Below are 26078 nucleotides of genomic sequence, written 5' to 3'. Positions count from 1 at the left end.
ACTTGCTTGAGTTATTGCTTGCTCATTTTGTTGAGTAGCCACAGCGATGTCGAAATCGCAGCAAACTGAGCCAAAATCACGTTAATACTAGCTTGCACCACCAAAATATCGATCGGTTGAATAAACTTCGCTGGATCAACGTTCACGAACCCTGCAAATCCTTGATTCACAGCTTTTCCAAACAGTAATCCGACGATCGCTTCTGCCCCCAATAGCGCCAGCAACGTCCCCACCAAACTTGCCATCAGTCCGATCCGAATCGTCTGAATCGCCTCTGCCTTTTTCGGACGTGCTGCTGGATTCTCTGATCTCAGCTGCCGCCCAATCGGAACATATTTCATTAACGACCAATACATATTGAATCCCAGCACCAAGATTCCACAGACGGTCAGCACAACTCCAATCCCTGTGGTTGGATTCGTTCCTTGAGGATTGCGATTTGAAACGGCGGCAAATAACAAAATTGCGCCAGAGATCACAGTTAAAACTAACTGAAACCAAAAGCTAAACCATCCCGCGAATCGAAATGTGTTTGCAATTTCTCTCAAGGTCGGAGAAGAGTCAGATCTTGCCATAGGAATTCACACAGAAGCTAGTTCCAGCTTAAAACAAGATGCAGTCGGAAGTCGGACTTGCAATTAAAAATGATGATGAAACTCGCGATCGCGCCCAAATACAACAAAGCCGGGACGAATTTCATCCCGGCACACTCAGACTCAAATGCTGCTCTAACTGACCACCGCAGGCGATTCAAACTTATAACCAACGCCCCGCACCGTCTGAATCAAAGCAGGCTGACTCGTATCGATTTCAATCTTTTTGCGGATTTGTCCGATATGCACGTCCACCACACGTTGGTCGCCGACATATTCATAATCCCAAACTTCTTGAATCAACTCAGCCCGTCGCCAAACTCGCCCGGGATGTGCTGCGAGGAAATGCAACAAATCAAACTCTAATGCCGTCAACGGCACAATTTCCTCATTCAACTTGACCTCACGCCGAACCGGATCAATCATTAGAGTTGTTGGGGAATAAGTTGTAGAGTTGTGAAATTCCTGCTTTTTGCCATCAGGTTAAGCAGCGATCAAGTAAAAGTTCCAGAGTCCGGCAGCAGTCAGCATCAAACGGTCATCAAAATCTTGTGTGCGATTCCGATAAATCGCACTCGCCGCCCCATAACGCTTGATGCCTGCAAACGCATTTTCACAGACAACTCGCGATTGGCTCAAACTGCGATTTTCTTGTTTCTGTTCCTCGCTTAGCTCACCTCCTCTCGGTTTCTTGTGTAGAATACGAATATTGACATACTCGGATTGCAAGCCTTGAAAGCCTAAATCTACCTCGATTGGGATCTCATCCGGGATATGAAAAGCGATCTCCTCTTCCGCTTCAAATCGCTTATCGTGGAGCTTTCCCTCACGAGATGGACTCAACACTAACACTCGCTTGGTTTGGTCTACTGCCGCAAGATGCTTGCGAGTATGTCGGCGCTTTTTGCCGGAGTAGTTCTGCGTCTGAGTGTCTGGATCTTGCGGACGTTGAATCGGGCGCTCTGTCCCATCAATCATCACCCGCTCCACACCTGGAAACATTTCTAGGAACGCTTCAATACTCCGCAGCTTGCGCTCTGGTAGCACCATCTCATGACCCAACGCTGCTTCAAGAACAGGTTGCAGTTCGTGCATCCATTCGTGTGTTTGGGAGCGGTCCAGGTCAAACAAAATTCCCGCTAAATCAAACGTCGGGTAGCACTTGAAGTAGAGCAAAATATAGAACAGCTTCGCTTCTATGCTTTGCAGTCTCGCTTTGCGTCCACCTCCCCTTGCTCGTTTTCGCACGGGCTTTGCTGCTACTCGACTTGCCTCATACGCCTGCTCAAAACTCGGCAGCAAGGCATCAAAAGCTTTGCGATTTAGCCCTGTCAATGCTCGCAGCAGTCGGTCTTGGTTCAGTGCGCGTTCAAGGTTTAGCATCGGGTAAGATGACGGTTCTCTTGTCTATTATCACTTATTTCCCAACAGGTCTATTAATCCACCAAACGTGAGACACTGCTGTTCTGCGGTGGTCACAATTCGCTGACGTTTGAGAATTGCTCCCACCCGTCCACCTAATTCCACCAAACTGAAGGGCTTCGTAATGTAATCATCTGCACCTTGAGCAAAGCCCCGAACTTTGTCCGCCTCATCCGTGCGGCTTGTCAGCATCAAGACAAATACATTTGTCCGGCTCTGCATTTCTTGGCACAGCGAGTAGCCATTTGCATCCGGTAAATTCACATCTAAAATCACCAAATCAGGATTAAACTGCTCAAACACCTGCATCGCAGACTTTCCATCTTCAGCAGATTCCATTTGATAATTTTGCTTAGTCAAGAAACGATGAACCAAATTGCGAATCGCTGGATCATCATCAACGACGAGTATCTTGGCTGGAGCCATGACCATAACCTTGCGCTAAAAAATAAATTGAGAAGGGCAGATGACAGTACCTAGAGCAAATTGAGATCGGAGCCAACAGAAAAATCCCTGATTCTGCTTACACAGAAGAATCTTGTCATCAGCATTAGTATGCCTCAGCTTTTGAATAGAATATCCCGATTTGTCCGAGTTTCCGCAAAATCACGGTCGCCGTTCTATTCGATGTGGAAATTGCGAACACTCCAAGTCGCGAAGTTCTCGCCGTGTACGGATATCACAGGGCGTAAATTTGCTGAAGGCAAAATATCTCAAGTCTGTATTCTATCGTCTACACTCTAGTTGTAATCCCGACCATCGCTAGGTTACTTTAGTAGGTGAAGGTGGAGTAACAAGCCCATGAGCGCGCAAAGTCCCTATGAAAAGTTAGGCGTTTCCGAAGGTGCGACGTTTGAAGAGATTCAAACGGCACGAACTCGTTTGGTTGAAGAATTAGCTGGTGATCAGCGAAAAATTTCGGAAATTGAGGCAGCATATGATTCTGTGCTGATGGAACGGCTACGGTTGCGGCAAGAAGGCAAGATCAAAGTGCCCGATCGAATTCGCTTCCCTGAAAAGTTGGCGACCCCGGCTCCTGTCGAAACGCCTGCACCTGCAAATCAGTCGGCTCAATGGTTGAAAAGTTTGATCGATCAGCCGAGTGCCAGAGATATTGTCATTCCTGGAATGACAATGGCAGCGCTAGGGACGTTAGTGTATTTCTCTCCAACGAATGCTGTCCTTCAGATGGCGATGGCGCTCGCAACAGGCAGCACGTTGTATTTTCTTTACCGTAAGGAGCGAAAATTAGGTCGCTCAGTTTTATTAGGCGTAGTTGGGTTGCTGTTGGGATTTGCGATCGGGGGCGTGGCTTACACATTTTTAGCACCTTATTTGGGTGCGTTGGTGCTGACGAATGAAGTTTTGATCAGTTTGGTGACTTTTCTGGTTTTATGGTTGGTCAGTAGCTTTACCAAATAAATCCAGATGGCGGCGGATCAATTTCAGAAAAGTGATATTAGTTGGCAAATTCAGCAATTTTTCCGGCAGGCGGGTGAATGGCTTGAGTTGAGGTTCGCTGGATTGCAACCGCCTGGGGTTCCCGATATGCCGAATTGGTCGTTTCCGGCTTGGTGGTGGGAAGCAGCATTTTGGCTGATCATTGTTGGCGCGGGGGGCTGGCTGTTGTGGCAAATTTATCTGTGGCTGCGTCCGCTGTTAGAAGCTAATCAATCGCAGTTCGGCAAATTTCTCGATCGCAGATCCACGCAACCCGAAAAAGAACGCTCGATCGCGGCTTGGGTCAGATCGGCTCAGGAATTTCAACAGCAGGGAAATTACCGAGAGGCTTCGCGTGCGCTCTATATGGCAATGTTGCAGCGGTTAAGTGAGACAAAATTGATTCCAACGGATCAAAGCCGCACAGATCGAGAATATTTGCGCTTGGTTCAGCTTCTACCAGACTCTGAGTCCTATCAGATGGTGTTAGAGACGCATGAGCTGCTTTGTTTCAGTAATGCGCCGATTTCTGCCGAAATGTTTGAGCGGGTTCAGCGAGCTTATGGCAACATTGAACGCGCGACCCTCGATATGGCAAAAATGGCGTGATGAAAAAACTCGATCGACGTTGGGTATTTGGGCTGATTGCAGTCGCGGTGCTGATTGTCCTCACGTTACTTGTTGCGCCCAGAAGCAATCGCTTGATGAGCGGTTCGACGTTTAGCCGTTCGCCGGATGGCTACGGGGCTTGGTACGCTTATATGCAGCGTCAAGGCACCCCTGTGCAACGCTGGCGCAAGAGTACTTCGGAAGTCGATCGCTCGATCACTGGAACGGGCAATACGATGATTCAGATCGATCCGACGCAATCGAGAGCAAACGACGTAGAAAACTGGGTAGAACGTGGAAATACTTGGATCATTCTGGGACGAGAGTTACCCGCAACCGAGGCAGGATTTTCGACACAGCATCAGAGCGATCAGGGGACAGTAAAAATTGAAACATCTCGGCGATTGCTGAAATCTGGTGCAATAGAGATTTTAGGCGATCGATTCGGCTCGATCGTGTGGGAAGTCAAGAAAGGAAAAGGACGCGTCATTTTCGTGGTAACGCCTTTCATTGCAGCCAATGCATATCAAGATGAGCCTGGAAATTTTCCATTTTTCGCTCAGCTTGCTACTCGATACGGGCAGAAGATTTGGGTTGATGAGTATCTTCATGGCTATCAGGACAAATCCGAAGAATCAGGAGCAGACCAAGCACGGAACTGGGGCGATTATTTGATGAGAACGCCACTCGCTGTGGTGTTGCTCCAGACAGGTGTAGTGATCTTGGTATTAATTTGGGCAAAGAATCGCCGATTTGGGCAACCGCAACCGTTGGAAAGTCCTAAGACAAATGATAGTCAGGCGTATACGCAGGCGCTAGCAGGCGTGCTGTACAAAGCGAGACGAAGCGAGTTTGTGGTGGATGTTGTCGGGCGAGAGGAGCGGTTGCAGATTCAGCGATCGTTAGGCATTGGGGGAGCGTTGCTCGATCGAGAAGCGCTGATGAGCGCCTGGGTCGAACAAACGGGTCGGACTGCTTCAGAATTGGAGCCGCTTTTTGCGAATCGGCGCTTGAGTGAGACAGAGTTACGCAAATGGTTAACTCAAGTTCGCGAAATTAAACAGCATCTTCCAAGGTGATTTTCGCCACCATCAAATTGCAAACCGTAGGCGTGTTGGCTGCGAACTACACTTACTTCAAAGCCTCTTCTAACTGGTTTTGCTCCCAGAGCGATCGATAAAGCCCTGGTTGCTCAATCAAATCACCGTGAGTGCCCATCTGTACAATTCGCCCCTGATCCATGACAAAAATTCGATCTGCTAAGGCTGCCGCAGAAAGTTGGTGCGAAATAAACACAACTGTTTTCCGAACCGTGCCTTCTGACAAATTCTTCAAAATCCGAGTTGCCGTTTGATTGTCTACACTCGACAACGCATCATCTAGAATCAAAATCGGGCTATCGACTAACAAAGCTCGGGCTAATGCAGTCCGTTGCCGTTGTCCACCCGATAAGGTAATTCCTCGCTCTCCAACGATCGTGTCGTAATGCTGCGGGAAATTCAGCACCTCGCCATGAATCTGAGCAATTTTTGCAGCCAGTTCCACGTCAGATTGATCCGCCATGGGGTTGCCATAGCGAATATTATTGCGAATTGTTGTACTAAATAAGAAGCTTTCTTGAGGCACATAAGCGATCGCACCTCGCAAATCGGTTAATCGCAAATCTGTAATGTCATACCCATCCACAAAGAGCTGATTCGGTGAGATATCGAGCAATCGCGGCAAAGCATTTGCCAACGTCGATTTTCCCGATCCAATGGCACCGACGATCGCAACTGTTTCACCCGGATCGATCACAAAATCAATCTGATTCAATGCAGGCTCAGTTGCACCGGGATAGCGAAATGTCAAATTCTGAGCACTCAGCTTGCCTCTAACTTGCGCTAACGGCAGCGGAATCGAGTCAGGCGTATCTTGAATTTTCGGCTCGACGGTCAGAATCGATTCAATGCGATCGATACTCACCTCACCGCGTTGATAAGCCGTAATCGTGAATCCAAGTAATGCCGTCGGAAATGCTAATCGTTCGACGAAAATCAGCAGCGCGATAAAGTCACCGACTGTAATTTCTCCCCGCGCGATCGATCCACCTCCAAACCACAGCAAAATCAATGCACTTCCGTAAGCGACACCCTGCAAAATCGGAAACAGAATATTTCGGGTCAAGGCGAGCTTGAGATTAGCATTTAGTAGCGATCGGTTCAGACCTCGAAACGCATTCCGCTCATTTTGCTCTTGCGCATAGATCTTGATCAGCGCAATGCCGCTCATATCTTCTTGAACCAGTTCACTCAAAGTTGAGAGTTCTTCTTGAACGGTTAACTGTTGCGATCGCAGTTTATTACTGAACAAACTGACCAAAATCAGCATAAATGGATAAACCGAAAGCGCGAGCAGGCTCAGCCTCGCATCGATCGCAATCATCGCAGGCAACGTCAACGCATAAGCAAACAGAGTATTCGCTAAACTCAAGACTGCAAATCCCAAGAGGCGACGAATATTATCCACATCACTCGTCGCCCGATTGATCAAATCTCCGACCGTATTCGCAGCAAAATAGGCAGGCTCTAAGGTCAGCAAGTGATTGAAAATTTTCTGTTTTAAATCAAATTCAACCTGCCGCCCTACCCCAAACAGCAAAATTCGCGAAGTCATTCTCACGACTAGCATCACAGATGCAAGTGCCAAAATTAACAGCGCATAAGAGAAAATTTGTTGGACACTAAATGTCACACTCAGCGTATCAACCGCATTGCGGATTTGCAGCGGAATATAAATGCCGATCGCATTCACCACTAACAACGCCGAAACCCCGAGAGTTGCATCTCGCCAATGCGGACGAAGATAAGTTCCCAGCTTTTGAAGTTGTCCCTGCGATCGCGCCATAACTCTGCCTACTATCGAAACTTTCCTATAGTAGCGTGCTTGAAAAAGCAAATTTCAATTAAATAAAGAGAAATACGGATGCAACTTAACCAACTTTTCACGCAAAGTTCACAAGATCACTAAGGGGATTTACGGAATCGATAAGCGACTTGTTGGACAATAGAAAGTATCAAATTTATCTGGCGCTTCTAACGATGCAAACCACGCAGAGGCTGGCAAACCAGTACTATATTTATGTCGATCCAACCCTTCCCCCAGAACCTTGGGATATCTACGACCCAAACCCTCAGAACCGCGGGTTTGTTGCCTACTTTGGTCAGGTCTTGCAAAAGGTTGAGGAAAATCTAGGAAGAAGCGGGCTGGTTTTCTATGTCACGCTGAGTGATATGCGGACGTTGCCCTCTTATGGTGACAATGTCATCGTCTTAATCATCGGCGATGAACACTATCGAATTCCTCAATACATTCACAAAGTTGGGGCAGTCTTTAAGTCCTATGGCATTACTCAGGAAATGCAATGGAAGAATTTCTTGAAGCCTTCCTATCGAGATTTCATTACGCTAATTCAGTATTTTAGCAATCTATCGTTACGGCTACCGTTACTAATTAACTACGAATTTCAAAAGCTCAGATCGCTTATCTTAAAAAACGTAAGAGTTGCGCCTATCTTTGATATACCCGGCGGATATTACAATTCTGAAAACTTGCCTATTAAAGCAATAGAAGATCGTACCTATGATGTGTTCTTCGATGGCAGTGTTCAGAACAATATCTATTCCAAGTGGTCAACTAAAAACTGGCTCAAAACACCAAAGATTGTGGCGCGATCGCAGATGCTGGAAAATCTCGATCGCTTTCACCAAAACCATCCTCAATATCGGGTGCAATTAGCCATTCAACAGGCGTTTGGAGTCGTCAGCGAAGAATCGGCATGGAGTTACAGCGAGAACTTAATGAACGCCAAAGTGTGTTTAGTGCCCCGAGGAACCACCCTTGAGTCTTTTCGGATTTGTGAAGCCATGCGCTATGGCTGCGTGATTGTCGTTGAAGATTTACCAAACCGTGAGTTCTATCGAAATGCTCCAGTCGTGCGTGTGAAAAACTGGAAAAATCTTGAACCTGTTCTTGCAGCACTACTGAGCGATCAACGGCAAATGCAGGAAATTCACGAGCAAACTCTGGCATGGTGGGAAACGCAAATGGCAGAACCCGTCATTGGCAAACAGATTGCAGCAGCGTTGAATCAACTCCCTCATATTCCCTAATCCCGCGGGGCTGTCCGAAGAAAAAGGGTAGAGACGGACCATCTCTACCCTTTTTCAATACAAACTCAATGCAAATGCGTTCTAGAGCGTCCGAATCGGTCGAATCCATCCTCGTAAGAAGTAATAGATCGAAGCGATGTATTCATTAAGCACTTTAGAACTCAGAGACAGCGCATCAATACTAGGCAGGAGATCCGAGAGTTGAAAATTGCGCTCCACCACATCTCGTCCTTGTGCCCTGCCTCGCAGTGACTCTCTGGGCGGCAACGTGTAAAAGTTCGTCGGACGCGAAATTACGCTCAGCGGAACATTATTCAGATTAAACTCGCGAGTGAACGTGAGCGTCGCCCGATTCATCTCGATCGCAGAAGCGACCAAAATCAACTGATTGCCAAAATTCACGCCACGTCGTCGTAACTCTTCGCGAGCATTTCTTGCGCTATCAATGATCGTCGGACTATTAGAATCGCCGATAATATCCTCTGCTGGAATTCCTAATCGCTGTAAAAATCTCCGCGCATCTGCGGCTTCAGACACCTCATCCCGAGTTTCTCCCTGCTTGCGATTCCGCTCAGGTCGAGTGCCTGCACTTACCAATACCAGGGGAGCCGTTCCCCGTGCTCGTTCGTCCTGATAAAGCTGATTGGTATAGGTGAGAATATCTCCTCGCTCTGTTAGCTGAATCGGTTGCTCTGCTAACACTGTAAATGCTCCAGGCGGAATCGGAGCCGGCGGCTGAATGAGTTGATTGGTCGGAGGCGCAGGGGGCGCAGGAATCGGTTGCGTGAGCGGTCTTAACTGTAATTGAGTCGTATCCTGTGCCAAAGCCACAATCACTCGCCTTGCCCCCGCCGGAAGCGCTTCGGTCGCGATCGGACGAGTAATCGAGATCGCTTCCGCCTCTGCTCGCTGTGCTAAGAAGTACGATACCGCAGGAATACTGAGAATCAGTAACGCCGGAATCGCAATTCGGAGCAGCAGTAATCCAGTCTTGGACAACTTCCCGCCCCGAACCAACTCAGTAAAGGCAATCAGCAGCAAGACCAAGATAATCCCAAGCGGGGTAAATGGAATCGCAATTACTCGAAACAGATCACCGATCAGCCCTTCTTGAGGCGATCCGCGATAGAACGTAAATGCAGCTACCCCTAATAGCAGTAAAAGAACTAATCCACCCAGGAATGCTCTCGGAAGTGCGCGCAGCAAGACATACCAGGCAAACAGACCCACTACCACCCAGAGCAACACCTGAGTCAATAGCACAAATACATCAGTTACTAATAAAACCATCTAACAATCCCTTGCATTGTTGAAATGTTCCTCACCACCGAAAGCACTCCTTCAACGATTAAATTGAAGATAAAACTTCATCGCTTCAAGATTACCCGTAGGTATCCAATTTGCAAACGTAACTCGTTCGTAAAAAATGAATCACCTAATGATGACGATCGAACTCCATTAATTTAGACTTGCACTAAAAAATAAACGGTTTCAAGACTAGGATTGTACCGAAATTTCTTAGTTCGTAGGGCGTTTCTTGAACCGAATTGCAGATTTTTTTCAAAAACATCGTAGCGGAAACACTTTTTTGGAAAATCTACGGATTTTGAGTGTCAGAACGGATCAAAAATCAGGCAAAATTCAAGATTGATGGCTTGAATCTTCCAATCAATTTTGCAAAAGTGGCAAACAGACTAAGGGTGTACAGGAGGAAAATTCAGTGGAACTGATTTTAGCGGGTATCGTATTTGCAGTGATCTTATTCTTGTTAACGCGCGATATTTTCAAGTAACTCCCGCGTCATGAAAACTTAAATAAGTTCGCCGCTTTCTCCTGAATGTGAAAGCGCGTTCCTGAAGTGGGAATAGTCCTAGAACTTGGGTGAGGATTTATTGTGTCATCTGAAAAGCCGATCGTATTAGTGACAGGTGGAGCCGGATATATCGGTTCTCACGCGGTGCTTGCTTTGCAAAATGCGGGCTATGAAGTGGTGGTCTTTGACAATCTCGTTTACGGACACCGCGATATTGTTGAGAATGTGCTGAAGGTCGAGTTAATCGAAGGAGATACGAACGATCGCGAATTGCTCGATCGTGTGTTTGCTGCTCGTCCCTTCAGCGCGGTGATGCACTTTGCTGCTTATGCCTATGTCGGTGAATCAGTCGCCTACCCAGATAAGTACTACCGCAATAATGTGATTGGAACGTTGACTTTGTTAGAAGCAATGGTCGCGGCTGGGATTAAATCTTTTGTCTTCTCCTCGACTTGCGCGACGTATGGCGTTCCGAAAATAGTCCCCATTCCTGAAGATCATCCTCAAGATCCGATCAACCCGTATGGTGCGACAAAGCTGATGGTTGAGCGCATCTTAGCCGATTTCGATCAAGCCTACGATTTCAAATCTGTGGCGTTTCGTTACTTTAATGCTGCGGGAGCTGATCCCCAGGGGCGGCTCGGTGAAGATCACCAGCCTGAAACTCACTTAATTCCGTTAGTGTTGATGGCGGCTCTAGGGAAGCGAGATGCCATCTCAATTCTCGGAACAGATTATCCGACTCCTGACGGAACCTGTATTCGGGATTATATTCACGTCAGCGATCTGGCTGACGCGCATGTGCTTGGGCTGAATTACTTGCTGCAAGGGGGTAATTCTCAGCGATTTAACTTGGGCAATGGCAACGGATTCTCGGTTAGAGAAGTGATCGAGATGGCGCGTAAGGTGACGGGTCGATCGATTAACGCGATCGAGTGCGATCGTCGCCCGGGCGATCCGCCTGCGCTGGTTGGCAGTGCAGAAAAAGCGCGATCCCTGCTCGGTTGGAATCCGCAATATGCGGATTTAGAGCAGATTCTTAGCCACGCTTGGCAATGGCATCAGAAACGCCACGCTTAGACGAAAATTTTCGGAAGGCGGAGTCTTGTAAAACTCCACCTTCTTGCCTCATGCAAAATGACACAATCCCCAATTCATGCCAAAAGCTCTGAGTTTTGAGAACTCAGAGCTTTTGTTTGCAATGATTCGAGTGATCTAAAACGCTCCAACCCTGGCAAAGATGACATAAATCGTTCTCACAATCAGAACAATGTCATAAAACGGTGTCCACAGCGCTTGATACCGCAGATCTAACTGAACGATTTCTTCAAAATCCTTCACCATCGATCGCCCATTCACCTGCCATTCGCCCGTAATACCAGGCTTTACATTTAAGCGCTGCCAGTGATGTTCGCTATACTGAGCGACCTCATCGGGAGTCGGTGGACGAGTCCCAACGAGACTCATTTCGCCCCGCAATACGTTCCAAAACTGGGGCAACTCATCGAGGCTCGTCTTCCGAAGAAAACGCCCAACCCGAGTAATGCGCGGATCTTGTTGATTTTTGAAAATTAAGCCTTCTGCTTCATTCTCAACCTGGGATTTTAGATGCTCGGCTCCATCGACCATGGATCGGAACTTGTACATCCGAAACGGTTTGCCTAACAAACCATGCCGTTCTTGCCCATAGAAAATTGGCCCTGGGCTATCTAACCGAATCGCGATCGCCAAAGGGACGAATAATATCGCTACGATCAAGAGTCCGGCTACGCTACCAACAATGTCGATGGCGCGCTTCAAGAAAGAAGTAGTAGATCGATGGGGCACTTGAAAATTGGTTGATGCAATCTGAGAATCGGTGAATGACGAGGCAAGAGTAGGATTAAACATAGTTCGGGCAAATGCTTGAAACCGTGGTATCACTGAAGTCAGGTCTCATACTTTCATGTAAAGCCTAACGAAAGCCCAAATTTACTAATAGCCCTCACTCAGATATTTCCTCAAAACTTTTTACTCTTGTCCGCATTTTTGGTTTTTATGAAGATTCCGTGAAGAGTAACCTGAGTAGTTTTACGCTTGACGCAATTAATTACAGCGCAGGGAATGAGAAAGCTCGATTAAAATAGGGTTCAGCCGTTGCCCTATCAAATTTCAGTTGATGAGGAGGAAATTGAATTTTGGAATCACAACAACTTGCGGCGATCGTGCACGATCTTGCCGAGACGACGATCGCGGCGGCTGAAACGATCGAGCAACTCTCTGATCGACTCGACACGATTACGACACAAGTCGATCAGCAAGGCAAGCAACTCTCCGCCTTAACGAACGCTTTACAGACCTTGACCGAAAATCAATCGACGTTGGTCAATCATATTGTTCATCTCACTGAAACTCTAGATCGGATTGCCACGTCACTCGACTCCAAGAGCTAGAAGATTTTAAGAGTCATCGAGCGACTTTTGAGAAACGATTTATACTGAAGCCTCGGATATAAGTGAGTGCGGTGTTTACTAGTCTTACCCATTCGGGTAAGTGATTTTGTGAGCGACTCTGCGGCACACTCTATATCAGGGCATTGAGGACGGCAACCATGACATATGTAGAACAGATCGCCGAGGACTGGCGATCGCGGCTTAAAACTGAACTTCCCCGTAGCAGCGAGACCACGAGAGAAAGTATCGTTCAATGGTTATTAGGAGACGATCTCGATCGCTTTGAAACCTACACCGCAGAACGGCTCGACATCGAAGTCCAAGCGATGGATTACCGCTATCGCATTCTGGTTCAACGGTATTTTGAGACTCCTCCCCAACGCGCTTACAAGAATCTGATGCAGCGTTTGGGAAGTATGTTTGTCATTCGTAACAAAATTAACACCTGGATTGCGCTGTCACGCGATCGGCAAACGACGGTTGTCGATGTCTTACAAGAAGTGATCCAGGACTTGCTGCAAAATGACAACTATATGCAGCAACAAGTGAAGTGGATCGCTGAATGCACCAGTGATCCCCGATTACGCAATGCCATCGTGCTAACCGCAACCGAAGAGTACTGTCTCCGCCCGATTCGCAACCAGCCTTTGCTAGTTTATCGATTCGTCAATTTTCAAAAGCGCACTCAGCGGGGCGGCATGACTCAAGTGCCCGCGGCTGATTTTATTCGGCTCGTCTCTGAAGAGATTACCTCGGATGATGCAGAAGGCACAGTCAGTTTGCTAGATGGAGAAGCGATCGCGCAATTCCAAGAAGCAGAAGCGCAACAACAGCAGCAAGAACTGCGAGGCGCAATCGCGCGGCAGTTTGAAGACTATCTGACCGAGAAGGTTGGAGAAGATGCCGCCCAGTGGTTACGGTTTTATTTACAAGGTAAAACGCAAGAAGCGATCGCGCAGATGTTAGATATGCCAATCAAGCAGGTGTATCGACTGCGTGAGAAAGTGAATTATCATGCAGTCCGTGTGTTTGCTCAAAAGAGCCAGCCTGAACTCGTTACAGAATGGTTAGGACGTTAACTTGTTCGTTTGAGAGTCGCGAGTGGGCACACTGAATCAGAGTGGTAGTGTCCGTAAGATTACTGAACTCGTTTCATGAGGTTTAGGTCAACTCCCTCGTTTGTTCTCTGGGAATGAATTATGAGTACAACGTCAGACCAACAGCCGCAAGATCTGCGATCAAATGCTTCAGAACCTGAAGCCCAGATTGCCGTCGATGAAGTCGATGTTGCTGCTTTGGAGCCGTCGCGTACTGAATGGGTTGAGCCATCGATTCACCAAGCTCAAGAAACCCTGTATCGGTTTCTCCTCGAAGTTGTGAAACAATGGCCGCCCGAAGAGGTGCTGCTGGAATTTAAGCGTTTGTTTTTCTATCTAGGGGATACAGCAACTTCTGGCGCGGCTCAGGCTGTGCATCAGCTTGTCATCAGTAATAATCAAGTTGCATTTAAAAATACGCTGAAACGGGCTTGCTATATTCTTGTTAATAATTGGGATGCAGCCAGACAGTACAAATCAATTCAAGAATTAGTGCGATCGTTTCAAGAAATTGCGATCGCAGCCCCATCTATTTCTCCTTCTGCAAACCGTCTCAAAGCTTGGATTGAAGATTTCAGAAATAGTCAAGATTATACTGATTTAAAACTTTTTACGGCACGCTACGAGGAACAGCCCAAAGAGAAATGGGTGAGTCGATATACTTCTTATTTACTGGTTCCGCAATATGTCGATACCAAGAATCCGATTGAGCAGCGAGAAGCAGCGCGGGCACTGTCTCGTCAGCTCAAAGACCGATTTAAGTTTGATCTAGCGATGTATATTGCAAAATCGCAGTCTGCAACATCCGCTGAAAAAATGCCAAAGAATCCGACTGCTTTAGGCGATAACGTTTTGATGTTAATTAAAGCGATCGTGGCAAGGCGTGGACAATATAGCTATGCTAATTTAGCGCATATTTTTATTAATCAAATTCAGACTTTGAACTATCAACAATTCAAGCAAAGTCTGCAAAAGTATCTGATTTTCTCGGTCGATCATCACAGTCAGTTCGCAGCCGAATTTGAGGCGAGACTGGTTGAGAAATTAGAAGCACTCTATCCAGATTATGAGCAGAGGGCGCTGAGTGATGCTTTGGTGTTGAGAACCTGTAATCGCCTGATTGAAGCGTTGACGACTGAAAATCGCAAAGATCCATCGCCGCTGTTTGTGCTACTTCTGGCACAGGGTAACCCGATGACTTTGGTGATTGTCTTGCTCAAACTGGTGCTGATTTGTAATGCTTCGCGATCGCATCTTGAGGCTCAAATCGCTGCCCTCATTCGCTATTACGAACAGTTACCCGAGCAAGAGTGCCATTGGGTTGTCAACTTCTTGGAATTCTTTAACGTTACTTTTGCAATTCATGCCGAAAACGTCCAATACAATCTTGTCAAAATGCAAGAAACTCCTCCAACTCAGACGACGCTGGATCACTATCGGATTTTCTCGCAGATGAAGCCAATCATTCGCCCTCAACCTCCAGAAGTCTCTCAATCTTGAGGAAAGAGCCGATCGTCAATCCATGCCAATCCTGCTCCTAAAGTTTCAGCCAGGGTATTGACCAAGCGATACAGAGCCACGATCGCTAAAATTTCACCACTTGGAAACGATCGGCTTAGGAATGCAATTGCGACCGCTTCAAATACACCAATGCCTCCTGGGAGTCCTGGCGTGATCAGTCCGAGGAGCCATGCCCATGAAAATGCGGTGACGAGAAGCGGTAGATCTCCCCAATTCACCGTACGCAGTGCTAAAACGGCAAAGACAAAGCCGATGGATCGCAATCCCAAAAAGCCGAGCTCTCCGAGTAATGGCAAAAGCGGATATTTTTCAAGTCGCAGTATTGAAGTTGATGGCTTGAGCTTGCTGACTTGTCGAAGAATCGGGTTGAGAAAGATCGGGTGAATTGCAATCAGCATCGCGATCGCGATGCCAATTTGCAGCCAAGCGATTGACCCTGATCCAATCAGAACAAACAAACAGCCTGCAATTACCATCAAGAGCGGTTCTAAGAGAATGCTTAAAGTTGCCGCTTCCACAGGAATTTTCAGTTTTGTAGCGGCAGAAATGCGCCCATAGAAGTGCCAAATATTTCCAGGCAGGTATTTCGCTAGATTCGTTGTCAGGTAGGTCTTTGCACCCCAAGCGCCAGAAACGCGATAAGACAGAAGTTTCAGAATCCATGCCCAGACGTAGCCTGCAAAGATATGAGCGAAAAGGGTGATTCCGAGTGCAATCGTTAAACAAGCAATTCCAGCCGCATCAATTCGGATTTGAGCAACCTCGCGCCAATGATTTGCCAACGTTTTCAGCAGGAAAAACAGCACGGCAGCCAAAATCAGCCCGCGCAAAAAAGGTTTTAACTGCTTGCGATTCACAATCCAAAGCCTCAGCAACGCTTACTCAGCGTAATCGTTCTAGGGACAGAAAGAAATGCTGAAATTTGAAACCTGAGATGCAACTTGCGCTAGAGGGCACGAAATCATGCGGTTCTATATCGTCTAGGTGTCTCGATATGCACAATTTCTAAATTCAATGGAGATTTTTATGAGCAAAATCGCATCGGTTGTCAAAGCACTTCGATTAAAAGAAATCACGATCGCATTCCTTGCTGGAGTCATGTTGTTACTGAACACCGCTTGTAGTGGTGCGGCTCAAGCTAAAATGCCTTCTTTATCGACATCGACTTCTTTAGACAATGATCCGCATCCTGTGAATCAAACCCAGCCTTACAAAGGCGGCATGAACAATTACGATGACACGCCACCAGGACAAATTCCTTCAGAAAAAGCGAAGTCCTTGGTAGATAATGCAAAGCGCAATGTGGATGCGCGTTATGGCAACGCACTAGAGAAGACCTCTGACGAATTGGGTGACACGATGGGAGAACGGGTCAATCGCGTTACAGAAACTGCGAAAAATGCAGTCGGTCGAGGAACTCAAAACATCAAAGACAATGTGAAAGATGCCGCAGATGATGCTGCTTATCAGTCAAAGCGAACCACGAAAACTCTGAGCGATAAGGCTCAAGATGCCATCGACGCAGCAAAAGACACGGTCAAATAATTTCAGCCTCAAATTAACCTCATATGATGACGCTCGGATCAGCCGGGCGTTTTTTTGAAGTCTTGACACACAAAAAATACACAATATATAATCCAATAAAAGCTGAATTCAAGCGGCTTATTTACTTAAATTTTACTTAGATTCAGCGTGGTGCAGCGAAAGATTATTCTCTGCGAAGTGAGTGAGTGTTATTGAATCTAACCTCAAATCCACAACTGGAGGCAGTCATGAAATGTGTAAGCGGGTTGCAATTCTGGAAATCTTTCTTTTCGATCGCGGATGCCTATCATCAACCTGATCTCGAGATTGCAGAGAAAGTTTATGAATTAGGACAAATTGCCCAAGTCTGTGAGAAATTACGACCTGGACAACTTGGGCAGGTCGAATTTCGGGGCAGTTGGTGGACAGCTTTGTGTCTAGACAACGTTGTATTGCTACCCGGAGCTAGCGTTCGTGTTGTCGATCGGGTGGAACTGATCTTAGTCGTTGAACCGCTCGCTACTCCGCAAGTCCGTGCATTGCGACCTAAGAAACGAGGAGAAATCGCTGCGTAGAAGAACCCTGCCTACGAGAAGTCGATCGTGGGCAAGGCTAAGTATAAAATTCACAGAATAATTACATATCAATTGTTCATAACAAGACCCATGTTCAAAACCAGAAAGGTGTGGATAATGGAGATAGTATGAGTGAGCAAAAGTGTATTCAAAGCAGATTCCATCGGGGTGCAGCTTTTGCTTCAATACTTATGATGAAATGGCTTGCGGAATCGCGTAGTTGCTCGTAGAGGATTAGATAACAATGGTGGAGAATTCTCCTGTGACAGATTCAACTTCAAAAAAATCTGCCACCACCAAACTCAGAAAGAGATTAAATCTAGATTTGTCTCCGGAAGCTTACGACTTATTGCAATCGCTTTCGGATGAGTCAGGCAAGAACATGGCGGAGGTACTCAGAACAGGATTGGCATTGTACGGGATTGCACGCGAAGAGAAGAAGAAAGGTCGGAGTTTGGGTGTGGTCGAAGACGATCGCGTTGTCAAAGAAATCGTCATTCCTTAAAACTGCGATGTTCCTATCCCCATTGAAAAACTCAGGACGGTGATTCCTCTTCTTCAAACTGGCTTAGATTGTGCTCAAACTTTTCAACGAAGTTTTGAACTGTCCTGTGTGGAGAGGAGTGATCGTTCTGAGGTTTAGTGTGTACCTGGAGGATCAAGGGGATTATGGAGCGGATTTCATCAGATGACTATCTCAGTCGGCGAGGTGTGGATCAAACAGGAATCAGAATTACGAGTATGCTCTGGTTTTCGAGGTGGTCGAAGCAGCGGCGGAAAGTGCCATCGTCACCAAATTTTGCTGCAACTCAGGTCACTAAGCAGAATCGATTTTGGATATGGATTGCGATCGCAATGAGTCAGATTTTGTTTGCAACCTGGCTCAGTTTGCCAGCAAAAGCACAATGTCAGGATGAAGTCTCTCAAAACTGGCTACAGTTCTCGATGGAATTAATCACGGAGTCATTAAAACTTTAGTGTTCTTCTAACAAGAATTGCTTGGTTAAATACGCTACAAATTGAGTCTGCTTCTCAACCAAATGATCAATAAAATTAACAAGAAAAACCGGAGATCTCCTTACTCAACGGGTAAGTTCCCTATGGCAGATGTTGAATGAAACCTTTATTGTTATGACTGATAGTGGGGAGACATTAGCCTCGTAATTTAATTTGTCTCTATTCAAAAATAAGGTTAACGCTATGCCTCTATGTCCTTGCTGCTCAGAAAAGCTTCTTCGTCATGTTCGTCAAGGCAAGGTGTATTGGTTCTGTACACATTGTTGGCAAGAGATGCCGGACTTAGAAACTGTCATACATTCTAATGATAAGGAAACAGTACTTGTTGAAAAACAGTAGGGGTTAAGTATGGCATTGGGGATGATGGTTGATGGAAAGTGGACAACCGAGTGGAATCAGCAGGATCAAAGCGGAAAATTTAACCGAAAGCCTACGACGTTTCGCGATCGCATTACGGCTGATGGTTCTAGCGGATTTCCAGCCGCCTCAGGGCGCTATCATCTTTATGTGTCGCTAGCTTGTCCTTGGGCACATCGCACGTTAATGATGCGATCGCTCAAAGGATTAGAGGCAGTGATCGGGGTTTCAATTGTCGATGCAGTGTTAAGTGAGAAAGGCTGGTATTTCTCTGAAAATCCGGGGGCGATTCCGGATTCGGTCAATCAGGCTGAATATCTGCAAGAGATCTATGTCAAAGCGGATGCAAAGTATACGGGGCGAGTTACAGTTCCGGTGCTGTGGGATAAAGAGAAAAGTACGATCGTCAATAATGAATCTCGCGAAATTATTCGCATGTTCGATACAGAATTTGCAGAATTTACAACGCGAACGAACGATCTTTATCCACAGGATCTCCAACAGCAGATCGATGACACGATCGATAAAATCTACATGCCAGTTAACAATGGTGTATATCGAGCGGGATTTGCCACCACGCAAGAAGCGTATGAAGAAGCAGTGACCGAGCTTTTCCAGAATTTGGACTACTGGGAGGCTGTATTAGCAAAGCAAAGATATCTGTGTGGCGATCGCTTAACAGAAGCAGATATCTGCATGTTCTCCACATTGTTGCGGTTTGATTCGGTTTATCACGGTCATTTTAAGTGTAATTTGCGTCGAATTTTGGACTATCCAAATCTGTGGAACTATCTCAAAGAACTGTACCAACATCCACAGATTCAGCCGACTTGCAATCTAGACCACATTAAACGCCATTACTACATGAGTCACCCTCAGATTAATCCGACTCGGATTGTTCCGATCGGACCGCAGATCGATTTTGGTGAAAAGCACGATCGCGATCGATTCAGTTAGAAAACGGTATTGCTCTCTAAGTTCGATATTATCGACTCACTCAGATTCTGCCCCACCCCGAAATGGAATTCGGGGTGGGGCAGAATCTGAGTGAGTGGACTGAGTGAGTGGACTTGTCGAAATGATTTAATCAAACCAACCGACATCCGGATCTGAACTCTTCACGGGTGCAAAATTATTGGGGAAAACTGGATGGGCAAGCGTTACAGCTTGGCGTTTTTTCAAAATGTCCTGATGGCTTCTCAGATCCGCCTCAGCTTGAGCAGTTGCTAATGCAGATTTTTGCTCAGTGGCTTGATTTTCTTGCAAGGTTTTGTTTTCAGCAATTAGAGCTTGATTCGATTCTGCAAGCTTCAAAGCTGCTTGTTGCGCTTTTTCGAGTTCAGATTGCAGATGATCGATTTTCCCAGCACTGGTTCTCAGTTGCTTGTTCTCTTCAATCAACGTTTGATTCGATTCTGCAAGCTTCAAAGCAGTATGTTGAGCTTCTTCGACATTTGCTTGGAGATGTTTGACGATCGCATCGTGATCTTCAACTTGCGCTTTTAATTGGGTGATCGACTCTTGTAATGATTTTTCGGTTTGCTGGGTTTGTTCTAACTGTTTGACGATCGCATCATGATCTTCGACTTGCGCTTTTAATTGGGTGATCGACTCTTGTAATGATTTTTCGGTTTGCTGGGCTTGTTCTAAAGCAGCCTTTAATTCATGAACCTCAGTCTTCTCTGAGTCTTGATTTTCGGGCTGTACAGCTTCTGCTTCAATGGTGAGGGTTTTGTGATTTGAGGTGATGTTTTTTTGCGATCGTCGTTGCGTTGCCATAGTCTCAACCCCTAAGTTCCTATCTCAACATTAAAAGAGACTCAGGCGGAGATCGATTAATCTTTGTGTCGTATTTGTTGCAGAAAGTTAGAGCTAAAGTTAGAGCCATTTGGTAATAGCATTCTGGACTACCTCTGGAGCTTCTGCCATCACCAAATGTCCAACGTTGGGAACGGTAATATGAGAGCTGTGCTCAGATTGAACATGCAAAAGATTCGCTAACCATTCATGACCCATCGCGGGCGGAAACATGGGATCATCGCCGCCTGTAATCACGGTAACTGGGCAAGAAATCGGATGGTGCTGACTGTCATAGCCCCAAAAACCCTCGATCGCTTCAAAAGGATGAGCATCCGTCGGAATCGAATTGCGGCTGTAAAACTCTGCGAGTTGCTCATTTGAAATCGATTGCAATAAGGCTTGGACAAACTGCCAGCGATAGAGATGATGTCCGCCCAGCGCAAAAAATTTAATCACCGGAATTTCCCACCAAGGCGTAAGATTATGCGTTCCGCCGCCGATGGCAATCAGTGCTCTAGCATGATGCCGCTTTGCCCACTCTAACCCAATGGGAACCCCATAACTATGGCAGCACAAAATCGGCTGATGAATTTTGAAATGATGCAGCAAACGATTGAGATCGCGTTGGTGTCTCCCCACTGAGTAGCGTCGATAGCGTCCAGACTCACCATGTCCAGCGAGATCATAAGCAAGCATTTCTTGCCCCAGCGCTTGAAAATAATCCCACTGTAAACACCAATTTGTCCGACTGCCTAAGCCTCCGTGAATAAACACGATCGCAGGAGATTTGCCAGGTGAATGAGCGACTTTCAGCGCTACTTTATTGAAGCGAATGAGCGTGCCATCTAAACTAGCAGGTGTAGCCATTAAGGTTTGCGATTCGAGTAGGAGCGATGGCTCTGAGGGAACAAATAACGCATTGAGGCAAGCCCACCTAAGGTGATTGCTCCAATGATCAACACGACAAGAGCTACAGGAAGCATAACAAAACGATGCGGAATTGATAACCTTGTCATTGTAGTTATCCAGTTTGACAAGTTCATGTCGAAGACATGACAGCGAATTTTGAATCTTAGAGTTTGGATTTGGGATAAGCCGATTCGGGAGATTCGCGATCGCGCAACGAAGACAAAAGTTTGGGTCGCTCCACTAAAATCGGTAACGAGAATCGGAACGTACTGCCTTGACCGACTTCGCTTTCAGCCTCGATCGTGCCTTTTTGTAATTCGACCAGTCGTCGAGAAATCGCAAGTCCAATGCCTGTTCCGCCTGAATGGCGATCGCGCGAGCGATCCGATCGCCAAAATCGCTCAAATACATGGGGCAAATCTTCCGCAGCAATGCCTTTGCCTGTATCTTCCACTGCAATCCAGACTCGCTCTTGTTCTGCCCAGGCGCGTAGCGTAATGCTGCCTTCGGGCGTGTAGCGGAGCGCATTTCCGACCAAATTGATCAGCACTTGTTCGACCCGTTCGGGATCAGCTAAAGCTTGAGGAAGCGTGTCTGGGCAATCTACTTTTAACGTTGGACTCTCTTCGAGCAGTTGGTCAGAAAATTTTTGCACGATCGCCACTAAGAGCGGTCGAATTTGCACAGGTTGAAGCTGAATTGGTAAATAGCCTGCTTCTGCTTTGGACAGTTCTTGCAGATCATTGACTAATCGCCGTAATCGTACCGTTTCTTTGGCAAGACGTTGATAGATATCCGAAGAAGGCTCGATCGTGCCATCTGCCAACCCTTCTAAATAGCCTTCAATGACGGTTAAGGGTGTCCGTAACTCATGCGTCAAGTCCCCGACTAAATCTCGTCTGCGTTGTTCAACGCCTTCGAGATCGTGTGCCATCCGATTGAAGCTATCTGCCAGTCGGTTCAGTTCTGGAATTTCATTCTCTGGAACTCGTTCTTGTAAGTGTCCGGCGGCAAAGCGTTGGGTAATCTGCTCCATTTGAATCAAAGGCTGCATAATGCGCTTTGACACCCAGTAACTTAATCCGATCGCTGTTGTTCCCCCAACCACCACTGACCAAAATGCGCCTCGACTCCAAGCCGACTCGAATCCATCGACCAGTTGTCGCTTGACGCGAATCACGTTAAAGCCACTGCCCTGCAATTGTTCTAAATGCAGCACAAACAATCGGGGCGTGTAAACTTTACCCACGGTTATTAAGGTACTCAGTCCCACAACCATGACGATCATGTGCGACAAAAATAGACGGGTGCGGAGATTGGGCTTTGTCATGGGGTAGTGTCCTCAAACTTGTAGCCGACTCCGATCACCGTTTTGACAAAGGTCGGATTTGCAGGGTCCGGTTCGATTTTCTTTCTCAATCTTGCGACATGGGTATCGACGACGCGTTCATCTCCGAAGAAGTTACTGCCCCAAAGCTTGTCGATCAGTTGCGTCCGGTTCCAGACTCGACCGGGATAGCTCATAAACGTAGAGAGTAAATCAAATTCGAGCGTTGTTAGATCAAGCGGTTCGGCTTGATCATTGATCTGACGAGATGCCGATCGCTGATCCACATCTAAAACAAAATTTTGGGTGCGATAGACCTGAGATTGTCCACCTTGGCGCATGGTTCGCCGCAATAATGCCCGCACTCGCGCGACCAGTTCTTTCGGACTAAAGGGTTTGACCATGTAATCGTCTGCGCCTGTGGACAGTCCGATAATGCGATCGATTTCTTCACCCTTTGCGGTCAACATTAGGATAAAGGGATCTTTTGTACCCGGTTTCTGACGAACCCGCGCACAGACCTCCAATCCATCTAATCCAGGGATCATCAAATCTAGGATGATCAGATCAGGTTTTTGTTCTTGGAAGATTTGTAACGCGCTGAGTCCGTCGCGGCAGGTGCGACAGGAAAACCCCTCTTTTTCCAAATAAAGTTGGATCAGTTGAGCAATTTCAGCTTCGTCTTCGACAATCAGAATTTCCATATCAACCGGGCAAAAAAGGGACGAAAAGACTTGCCTTGAGTTTAGCAATGAATTTTCGTGATGCTGCCTTCGGATTTTTATTGAGTTTTGTAAAGTTCTTTAAGATTGGGGAGCGCGTACCGATAAAATAGCTCGTATTGCAGCTTTGTGACTTTCCTATATTAAAGGCTTGTTGGGGGGACAGATGGAGTTTTTGAGCTTTCTGAACGATATTAACCTTACAGGAATCGTTCAATTGGCATTGATTGCCATGATTATGCTGGCGGGGCCAGTGGTGATCTTCTTGCTAGCGCTCCGGGGTGGAGATCTGTAAGTCGATTCCTCAAGGTGACATCAAAAAGTTTTTTCAGGTTTAAGAGAGAGTAGCTCCATAGCTCGATCGTTTCGATGATCGAGCTTTTTCATGTCGTATTTGTCGATGAACAGATTAAATTCTGGCTCTCTTCAAATTGCTTCTCCTAGAGTGCAGGCAGCAAACTAGCTAGCTTTTCGTCGGAACTTTACCTGGAGTCCATCTTTCGGTTGCGGTGTTGGAATCATTTGCAAGTCAAGATTCTGTCCAGGAACTAACTCCCATTCATAATTGCGAACGAGTAGCGCTGCAAAAATTCTCATCTCTAATCGGGCAAACTCTTTCCCCAAACACTCGCGGATTCCACCACCAAAGGGCACGTGACTAAAAGGCTCAAGCTTTTGCTCTGGATTGAAGCGCTCTGGATCAAACTGTTTCGGATTCGGATAAAGGGTACTATCTTGATGGGTTTGACCAATCTCGTATAGGACTTGTGAGCCTTTAGGAATCTTATAGCCGTCAAACTCACACTCTTGAATGACTTCTCGAAATCCTCCACCTACAGGAGATACGACTCGCAGCACTTCTTTCAAGACTTGATCGAGAAATTCCATCTGCTTTAAGTCTTCGAGTGTGAGTAAGTCGTCGTTCTTAAACTGCGATTGTTCGGCTCGAAGCCGCTCTAAGATCGCTGGATGTTGCGCCATCAAGAGACAGAAAGACGCGATCGCTGAAGTCAAGGTTTCATGTCCCGCAAACAATAAGGTCAATACTTGATCTTTGAGTTCATCAATACTCAAGCGATTTCCCTCTTCGTCTTTCGCATTGAGTAAAAGACTGAGCGAATCTGATTCTATGTTTTCTTGCGATTGGCGAGCTTTGACAACGCGTTCAATCTCATCTAGCAACAACTGACGGCTTTTTAAGGCTTGACTAAACTTAGTTCCTGGCAACTTCAGAGGCACAGAAAATAACCCTTTTACCCAGATCTCAAACAATTCTCCAAACCGAGTTTGCGAACCAGATGAAATACCCACAATGAGCTGACAGGCAATGTCGAGTGTGTAATTCCGCAGTTCTGGATACCAACGGATCGTCTCTTTCTGCGCCCAACGATCGAGATAGTTTTGGGTGATGCTCGTCATTGTCGGAATATAGCTAGCTAGTGCTCTTGGTTGAAACGCTTGAACTAATAGCTTACGGCGCTGTTGATGAAGGCTCCCTTGCTGAACCGGGACTGAGGCAGATCCTAGTAATGTCTTTACGCTGGGGGGCCAACTGATAATAAAGTATTGATTCTCGTTGAGCAGCACAAAGCGAACTGCATCGACTCCTGATAGAACAATCGTCGATCGACCAAAGAGATTGGTTCTAAAAACGTTGCCAAACTGTTTGTGTCGTTTAGTAGAAAAGTCAGGGTCGTTCAGAAAACCGAATGTTTCACCGATAACGGGTAATCCTGAAGAACCGGGGGGCAAAGGGAGGGAACTGGACATGCTGCTAGGGATGGTAAATGTCAACTCTTAGAGTTTAATCTCTGTATCGCCAAAAGCAAGTTAGCGATCGTCCATTCCGTGGCTTAAAACACCCTCTTGTATTTTGAGAAAAATCAGCGAAGTAAAATCCGACTTCTTGGACCAATCTGGGCATCAGAACTTTTTGAACCTTCGAGGATAACGCGGCTAACGTCTTGCAACGGGTTATTGCTAAGCATACCTCCAAGGCTCGGGGCACTGTCGATCGTAGAGGATGCACTCGGTGTTGAAATTGGATTACTTATCGGATTATTAATTGGATTCGTAACCGGAGTAGGAGTTGTGCTGAGTGGAGCTAAGCCTGCGGGAATGATGACGCGCAGTTGAACTGGCATCGCAGTGATTTGGAAAGATGAAACAGTCGGACGTGGAGGAATTTGTGGATTAGCGGAAAAATTGTAGTGCGATCGAAAATCGAAAACGGTCGGGCTTGTGCCGCCATTGCGATCGCTGTAACGCGGTCCTTGTCCAGTGATATCGAAGACTCCTTGATACTGCAATCCCGTATTTGGATCGGTGGCAATACCTTCGTATCTTCCTCGTACGACTAATTCGTCTTGAATTGTGCCGTGGAAGCGAGTTGGGGCGTTGTGATTGCGGCGAATGGGTTGGAGTTGACCGTTTGAAAGCACCGGAGAAGTGAGTGTGCCATCGGTTGACACGATTGGAATTCCTCGGAAGTCTACAAAGTAGCGTCCTTGACTATCGACTTGGACTAAATTTGGATCAAAGTCCTGTGCAGAATAGACCAATTGTCCATTTCGGAAATAGCGACCTTGGCTATCTGTCGTGACTCTGGTTGTGCCTTGGTTGAAATTTGGATTTTGACTTGGGGGCACGACTGTTCCAGTCACTACGCCAGTACTGCGGATGGTGATTTGAGCAGACGCAATCGTACTATGACAGCTAAGAGCCGCGATCACAAGTGAAAAAGTAACCCAGAATTTCGAGAGCATAGTC

At 46.6% G+C, this 26078-nt stretch carries 28 protein-coding genes; 14 read left to right on the top strand and 14 right to left on the bottom strand.

Going from position 1 to position 26078, the window contains the following annotated elements:
* Positions 1–11: 11 nt before the first annotated feature.
* The 4 genes from ACMUEV_RS12815 to ACMUEV_RS12800 form a co-directional block, all read right to left on the bottom strand.
* Positions 12–575 carry a DUF3611 family protein gene (locus tag ACMUEV_RS12815; RefSeq protein WP_017288703.1) on the bottom strand — a complete coding sequence of 188 codons (564 nt, stop codon included), beginning with the start codon at positions 573–575 and terminating at the stop codon, positions 12–14.
* A 153-nt stretch (positions 576–728) separates the two neighbouring features.
* Positions 729–1019: a winged helix-turn-helix domain-containing protein gene (locus tag ACMUEV_RS12810; RefSeq protein ID WP_415354772.1), complete on the bottom strand. Its 291-nt coding sequence runs from the start codon at positions 1017–1019 to the stop codon at positions 729–731.
* A gap of 57 nt (positions 1020–1076) precedes the next feature.
* Positions 1077–1976: a transposase family protein gene (locus ACMUEV_RS12805; RefSeq protein WP_415354771.1), complete on the bottom strand. Its 900-nt coding sequence runs from the start codon at positions 1974–1976 to the stop codon at positions 1077–1079.
* A 30-nt stretch (positions 1977–2006) separates the two neighbouring features.
* The gene (locus tag ACMUEV_RS12800) at positions 2007–2441 is read right to left on the bottom strand and encodes a response regulator transcription factor (RefSeq protein ID WP_415354770.1); all 435 of its coding nucleotides are present in this window, start codon (positions 2439–2441) and stop codon (positions 2007–2009) included.
* Positions 2442–2816: 375 nt separating this feature from the next.
* Between ACMUEV_RS12800 and ACMUEV_RS12795 the strand changes: the two genes are divergently transcribed.
* The 3 genes from ACMUEV_RS12795 to ACMUEV_RS12785 are packed head-to-tail and all read left to right on the top strand — an operon-like array spanning position 2817 to position 5143.
* Positions 2817–3437, top strand: a complete 621-nt coding sequence (locus tag ACMUEV_RS12795) for a CPP1-like family protein (RefSeq protein WP_017288705.1) — start codon at positions 2817–2819, stop codon at positions 3435–3437.
* A gap of 6 nt (positions 3438–3443) precedes the next feature.
* Positions 3444–4064, top strand: coding sequence for a DUF4129 domain-containing protein (locus tag ACMUEV_RS12790; protein ID WP_017288706.1), 621 nt, complete (start codon positions 3444–3446; stop codon positions 4062–4064).
* Positions 4064–5143 (top strand): DUF4350 domain-containing protein, encoded by a 1080-nt coding sequence (locus ACMUEV_RS12785; protein WP_190651963.1) that lies wholly within the window; start codon positions 4064–4066, stop codon positions 5141–5143. Before ACMUEV_RS12790 ends, ACMUEV_RS12785 begins: the two co-directional genes overlap by 1 nt.
* Positions 5144–5195: 52 nt before the next feature.
* Here ACMUEV_RS12785 and ACMUEV_RS12780 read toward each other — a convergent pair whose 3' ends face one another.
* On the bottom strand, positions 5196–6950 hold the full coding sequence (locus tag ACMUEV_RS12780) for an ABC transporter ATP-binding protein (RefSeq protein ID WP_017288708.1): 1755 nt from the start codon (positions 6948–6950) through the stop codon (positions 5196–5198).
* Positions 6951–7144: 194 nt separating this feature from the next.
* Between ACMUEV_RS12780 and ACMUEV_RS12775 the strand changes: the two genes are divergently transcribed.
* Complete coding sequence (locus ACMUEV_RS12775) at positions 7145–8215, top strand: glycosyltransferase family 1 protein (RefSeq protein WP_190651964.1); 1071 nt, start codon at positions 7145–7147, stop codon at positions 8213–8215.
* Between the two features lie 81 nt (positions 8216–8296).
* Here the strand turns inward: ACMUEV_RS12775 and ACMUEV_RS12770 are convergent, their stop codons facing one another.
* Positions 8297–9505, bottom strand: a complete 1209-nt coding sequence (locus ACMUEV_RS12770; protein WP_017288710.1) for a YdcF family protein — start codon at positions 9503–9505, stop codon at positions 8297–8299.
* A gap of 604 nt (positions 9506–10109) precedes the next feature.
* Between ACMUEV_RS12770 and galE the strand changes: the two genes are divergently transcribed.
* Positions 10110–11108 carry a UDP-glucose 4-epimerase GalE gene (gene galE / locus ACMUEV_RS12765; protein ID WP_017288712.1) on the top strand — a complete coding sequence of 333 codons (999 nt, stop codon included), beginning with the start codon at positions 10110–10112 and terminating at the stop codon, positions 11106–11108.
* Positions 11109–11243: 135 nt separating this feature from the next.
* Here the strand turns inward: galE and ACMUEV_RS12760 are convergent, their stop codons facing one another.
* Positions 11244–11918 (bottom strand): sugar transferase, encoded by a 675-nt coding sequence (locus tag ACMUEV_RS12760; RefSeq protein WP_086371008.1) that lies wholly within the window; start codon positions 11916–11918, stop codon positions 11244–11246.
* 287 nt (positions 11919–12205) lie between these two features.
* On the opposite strand from ACMUEV_RS12760, the gene ACMUEV_RS12755 reads away from it, so the two are divergent.
* The 3 genes from ACMUEV_RS12755 (at position 12206) to ACMUEV_RS12745 (ending at position 15057) form a co-directional block, all read left to right on the top strand.
* Entirely contained in the window at positions 12206–12460 is a 255-nt protein-coding gene (locus tag ACMUEV_RS12755) for a hypothetical protein (RefSeq protein WP_017288715.1), read from the top strand.
* A 158-nt stretch (positions 12461–12618) separates the two neighbouring features.
* Positions 12619–13539, top strand: coding sequence for a HetZ-related protein 2 (locus tag ACMUEV_RS12750; protein WP_190651965.1), 921 nt, complete (start codon positions 12619–12621; stop codon positions 13537–13539).
* A 120-nt stretch (positions 13540–13659) separates the two neighbouring features.
* The gene (locus ACMUEV_RS12745) at positions 13660–15057 is read left to right on the top strand and encodes a hypothetical protein (protein WP_190651966.1); all 1398 of its coding nucleotides are present in this window, start codon (positions 13660–13662) and stop codon (positions 15055–15057) included.
* Here ACMUEV_RS12745 and ACMUEV_RS12740 read toward each other — a convergent pair.
* Positions 15048–15935: a lysylphosphatidylglycerol synthase domain-containing protein gene (locus ACMUEV_RS12740; RefSeq protein ID WP_190652093.1), complete on the bottom strand. Its 888-nt coding sequence runs from the start codon at positions 15933–15935 to the stop codon at positions 15048–15050. The two genes, ACMUEV_RS12745 and ACMUEV_RS12740, sit on opposite strands and share 10 nt — an antisense overlap.
* A gap of 169 nt (positions 15936–16104) precedes the next feature.
* Here ACMUEV_RS12740 and ACMUEV_RS12735 point away from each other — a divergent pair, with 169 nt between their 5' ends.
* From ACMUEV_RS12735 to ACMUEV_RS12715, 5 genes are all read left to right on the top strand, one after another.
* Positions 16105–16623 carry a DUF6658 family protein gene (locus ACMUEV_RS12735; protein ID WP_026148706.1) on the top strand — a complete coding sequence of 173 codons (519 nt, stop codon included), beginning with the start codon at positions 16105–16107 and terminating at the stop codon, positions 16621–16623.
* Between the two features lie 227 nt (positions 16624–16850).
* Positions 16851–17177 (top strand): NfeD family protein, encoded by a 327-nt coding sequence (locus ACMUEV_RS12730; RefSeq protein ID WP_190651967.1) that lies wholly within the window; start codon positions 16851–16853, stop codon positions 17175–17177.
* Between the two features lie 244 nt (positions 17178–17421).
* A complete protein-coding gene (locus ACMUEV_RS12725; RefSeq protein ID WP_017288720.1) occupies positions 17422–17682 on the top strand; it encodes a hypothetical protein in 261 nt (86 codons plus the stop codon).
* A gap of 164 nt (positions 17683–17846) precedes the next feature.
* Complete coding sequence (locus tag ACMUEV_RS12720; protein ID WP_190651968.1) at positions 17847–18155, top strand: hypothetical protein; 309 nt, start codon at positions 17847–17849, stop codon at positions 18153–18155.
* 387 nt (positions 18156–18542) lie between these two features.
* Entirely contained in the window at positions 18543–19508 is a 966-nt protein-coding gene (locus tag ACMUEV_RS12715; protein WP_277880399.1) for a glutathione S-transferase family protein, read from the top strand.
* Between the two features lie 126 nt (positions 19509–19634).
* Here ACMUEV_RS12715 and ACMUEV_RS12710 read toward each other — a convergent pair whose 3' ends face one another.
* The 4 genes from ACMUEV_RS12710 to ACMUEV_RS12695 form a co-directional block, all read right to left on the bottom strand.
* Positions 19635–20330 (bottom strand): hypothetical protein, encoded by a 696-nt coding sequence (locus ACMUEV_RS12710; protein WP_190651969.1) that lies wholly within the window; start codon positions 20328–20330, stop codon positions 19635–19637.
* 99 nt (positions 20331–20429) lie between these two features.
* Positions 20430–21218 carry an alpha/beta fold hydrolase gene (locus tag ACMUEV_RS12705; protein WP_190651970.1) on the bottom strand — a complete coding sequence of 263 codons (789 nt, stop codon included), beginning with the start codon at positions 21216–21218 and terminating at the stop codon, positions 20430–20432.
* 205 nt (positions 21219–21423) lie between these two features.
* Positions 21424–22590: a sensor histidine kinase gene (locus ACMUEV_RS12700; protein WP_017288726.1), complete on the bottom strand. Its 1167-nt coding sequence runs from the start codon at positions 22588–22590 to the stop codon at positions 21424–21426.
* A complete protein-coding gene (locus ACMUEV_RS12695) occupies positions 22587–23291 on the bottom strand; it encodes a response regulator transcription factor (protein WP_017288727.1) in 705 nt (234 codons plus the stop codon). The genes ACMUEV_RS12700 and ACMUEV_RS12695 overlap by 4 nt, the downstream gene beginning before the upstream one ends.
* Before the next feature lie 184 nt (positions 23292–23475).
* Between ACMUEV_RS12695 and psb30 the strand changes: the two genes are divergently transcribed.
* Positions 23476–23604, top strand: a complete 129-nt coding sequence (gene psb30 / locus ACMUEV_RS12690; RefSeq protein WP_017288728.1) for a photosystem II reaction center protein Ycf12/Psb30 — start codon at positions 23476–23478, stop codon at positions 23602–23604.
* A gap of 164 nt (positions 23605–23768) precedes the next feature.
* On the opposite strand, the gene ACMUEV_RS12685 is transcribed toward psb30, so the two are convergent.
* Together ACMUEV_RS12685 and ACMUEV_RS12680 are read right to left on the bottom strand one after the other, a co-directional pair.
* Positions 23769–25079, bottom strand: a complete 1311-nt coding sequence (locus ACMUEV_RS12685; RefSeq protein ID WP_190651971.1) for a cytochrome P450 — start codon at positions 25077–25079, stop codon at positions 23769–23771.
* Between the two features lie 113 nt (positions 25080–25192).
* On the bottom strand, positions 25193–26074 hold the full coding sequence (locus ACMUEV_RS12680; protein WP_348251397.1) for a hypothetical protein: 882 nt from the start codon (positions 26072–26074) through the stop codon (positions 25193–25195).
* Between the last annotated feature and the right edge of the window lie 4 nt (positions 26075–26078).

The sequence above is a fragment of the Leptolyngbya sp. FACHB-1624 genome (assembly GCF_047649235.1).
GTDB classification, from domain to species: Bacteria; Cyanobacteriota; Cyanobacteriia; order Leptolyngbyales; family Leptolyngbyaceae; genus Leptolyngbya; species Leptolyngbya boryana.
Note: the sequence above shows the minus strand (reverse complement) of the source record. Positions and strands in the feature narration are given on the sequence as shown.

Excerpts from the sequence above, each read along its gene's own strand:
- ACMUEV_RS12815 (WP_017288703.1), bottom strand. The coding sequence starts at position 575 with ATGGCAAGATCTGACTCTTCTCCGACCTTGAGAGAAATTGCAAACACA.
- ACMUEV_RS12810 (WP_415354772.1), bottom strand. The coding sequence starts at position 1,019 with ATGATTGATCCGGTTCGGCGTGAGGTCAAGTTGAATGAGGAAATTGTG.
- ACMUEV_RS12805 (WP_415354771.1), bottom strand. The coding sequence starts at position 1,976 with ATGCTAAACCTTGAACGCGCACTGAACCAAGACCGACTGCTGCGAGCA.
- ACMUEV_RS12800 (WP_415354770.1), bottom strand. The coding sequence starts at position 2,441 with ATGGCTCCAGCCAAGATACTCGTCGTTGATGATGATCCAGCGATTCGC.
- ACMUEV_RS12795 (WP_017288705.1), top strand. The coding sequence starts at position 2,817 with ATGAGCGCGCAAAGTCCCTATGAAAAGTTAGGCGTTTCCGAAGGTGCG.
- ACMUEV_RS12790 (WP_017288706.1), top strand. The coding sequence starts at position 3,444 with ATGGCGGCGGATCAATTTCAGAAAAGTGATATTAGTTGGCAAATTCAG.
- ACMUEV_RS12785 (WP_190651963.1), top strand. The coding sequence starts at position 4,064 with ATGAAAAAACTCGATCGACGTTGGGTATTTGGGCTGATTGCAGTCGCG.
- ACMUEV_RS12780 (WP_017288708.1), bottom strand. The coding sequence starts at position 6,950 with ATGGCGCGATCGCAGGGACAACTTCAAAAGCTGGGAACTTATCTTCGT.
- ACMUEV_RS12775 (WP_190651964.1), top strand. The coding sequence starts at position 7,145 with ATGCAAACCACGCAGAGGCTGGCAAACCAGTACTATATTTATGTCGAT.
- ACMUEV_RS12770 (WP_017288710.1), bottom strand. The coding sequence starts at position 9,505 with ATGGTTTTATTAGTAACTGATGTATTTGTGCTATTGACTCAGGTGTTG.
- ACMUEV_RS12760 (WP_086371008.1), bottom strand. The coding sequence starts at position 11,918 with ATGTTTAATCCTACTCTTGCCTCGTCATTCACCGATTCTCAGATTGCA.
- ACMUEV_RS12750 (WP_190651965.1), top strand. The coding sequence starts at position 12,619 with ATGACATATGTAGAACAGATCGCCGAGGACTGGCGATCGCGGCTTAAA.
- ACMUEV_RS12745 (WP_190651966.1), top strand. The coding sequence starts at position 13,660 with ATGAGTACAACGTCAGACCAACAGCCGCAAGATCTGCGATCAAATGCT.
- ACMUEV_RS12735 (WP_026148706.1), top strand. The coding sequence starts at position 16,105 with ATGAGCAAAATCGCATCGGTTGTCAAAGCACTTCGATTAAAAGAAATC.
- ACMUEV_RS12730 (WP_190651967.1), top strand. The coding sequence starts at position 16,851 with ATGAAATGTGTAAGCGGGTTGCAATTCTGGAAATCTTTCTTTTCGATC.
- ACMUEV_RS12725 (WP_017288720.1), top strand. The coding sequence starts at position 17,422 with ATGGTGGAGAATTCTCCTGTGACAGATTCAACTTCAAAAAAATCTGCC.
- ACMUEV_RS12720 (WP_190651968.1), top strand. The coding sequence starts at position 17,847 with ATGGAGCGGATTTCATCAGATGACTATCTCAGTCGGCGAGGTGTGGAT.
- ACMUEV_RS12715 (WP_277880399.1), top strand. The coding sequence starts at position 18,543 with ATGGCATTGGGGATGATGGTTGATGGAAAGTGGACAACCGAGTGGAAT.
- ACMUEV_RS12710 (WP_190651969.1), bottom strand. The coding sequence starts at position 20,330 with ATGGCAACGCAACGACGATCGCAAAAAAACATCACCTCAAATCACAAA.
- ACMUEV_RS12705 (WP_190651970.1), bottom strand. The coding sequence starts at position 21,218 with ATGGCTACACCTGCTAGTTTAGATGGCACGCTCATTCGCTTCAATAAA.
- ACMUEV_RS12700 (WP_017288726.1), bottom strand. The coding sequence starts at position 22,590 with ATGACAAAGCCCAATCTCCGCACCCGTCTATTTTTGTCGCACATGATC.
- ACMUEV_RS12695 (WP_017288727.1), bottom strand. The coding sequence starts at position 23,291 with ATGGAAATTCTGATTGTCGAAGACGAAGCTGAAATTGCTCAACTGATC.
- psb30 (WP_017288728.1), top strand. The coding sequence starts at position 23,476 with ATGGAGTTTTTGAGCTTTCTGAACGATATTAACCTTACAGGAATCGTT.
- ACMUEV_RS12685 (WP_190651971.1), bottom strand. The coding sequence starts at position 25,079 with ATGTCCAGTTCCCTCCCTTTGCCCCCCGGTTCTTCAGGATTACCCGTT.
- ACMUEV_RS12680 (WP_348251397.1), bottom strand. The coding sequence starts at position 26,074 with ATGCTCTCGAAATTCTGGGTTACTTTTTCACTTGTGATCGCGGCTCTT.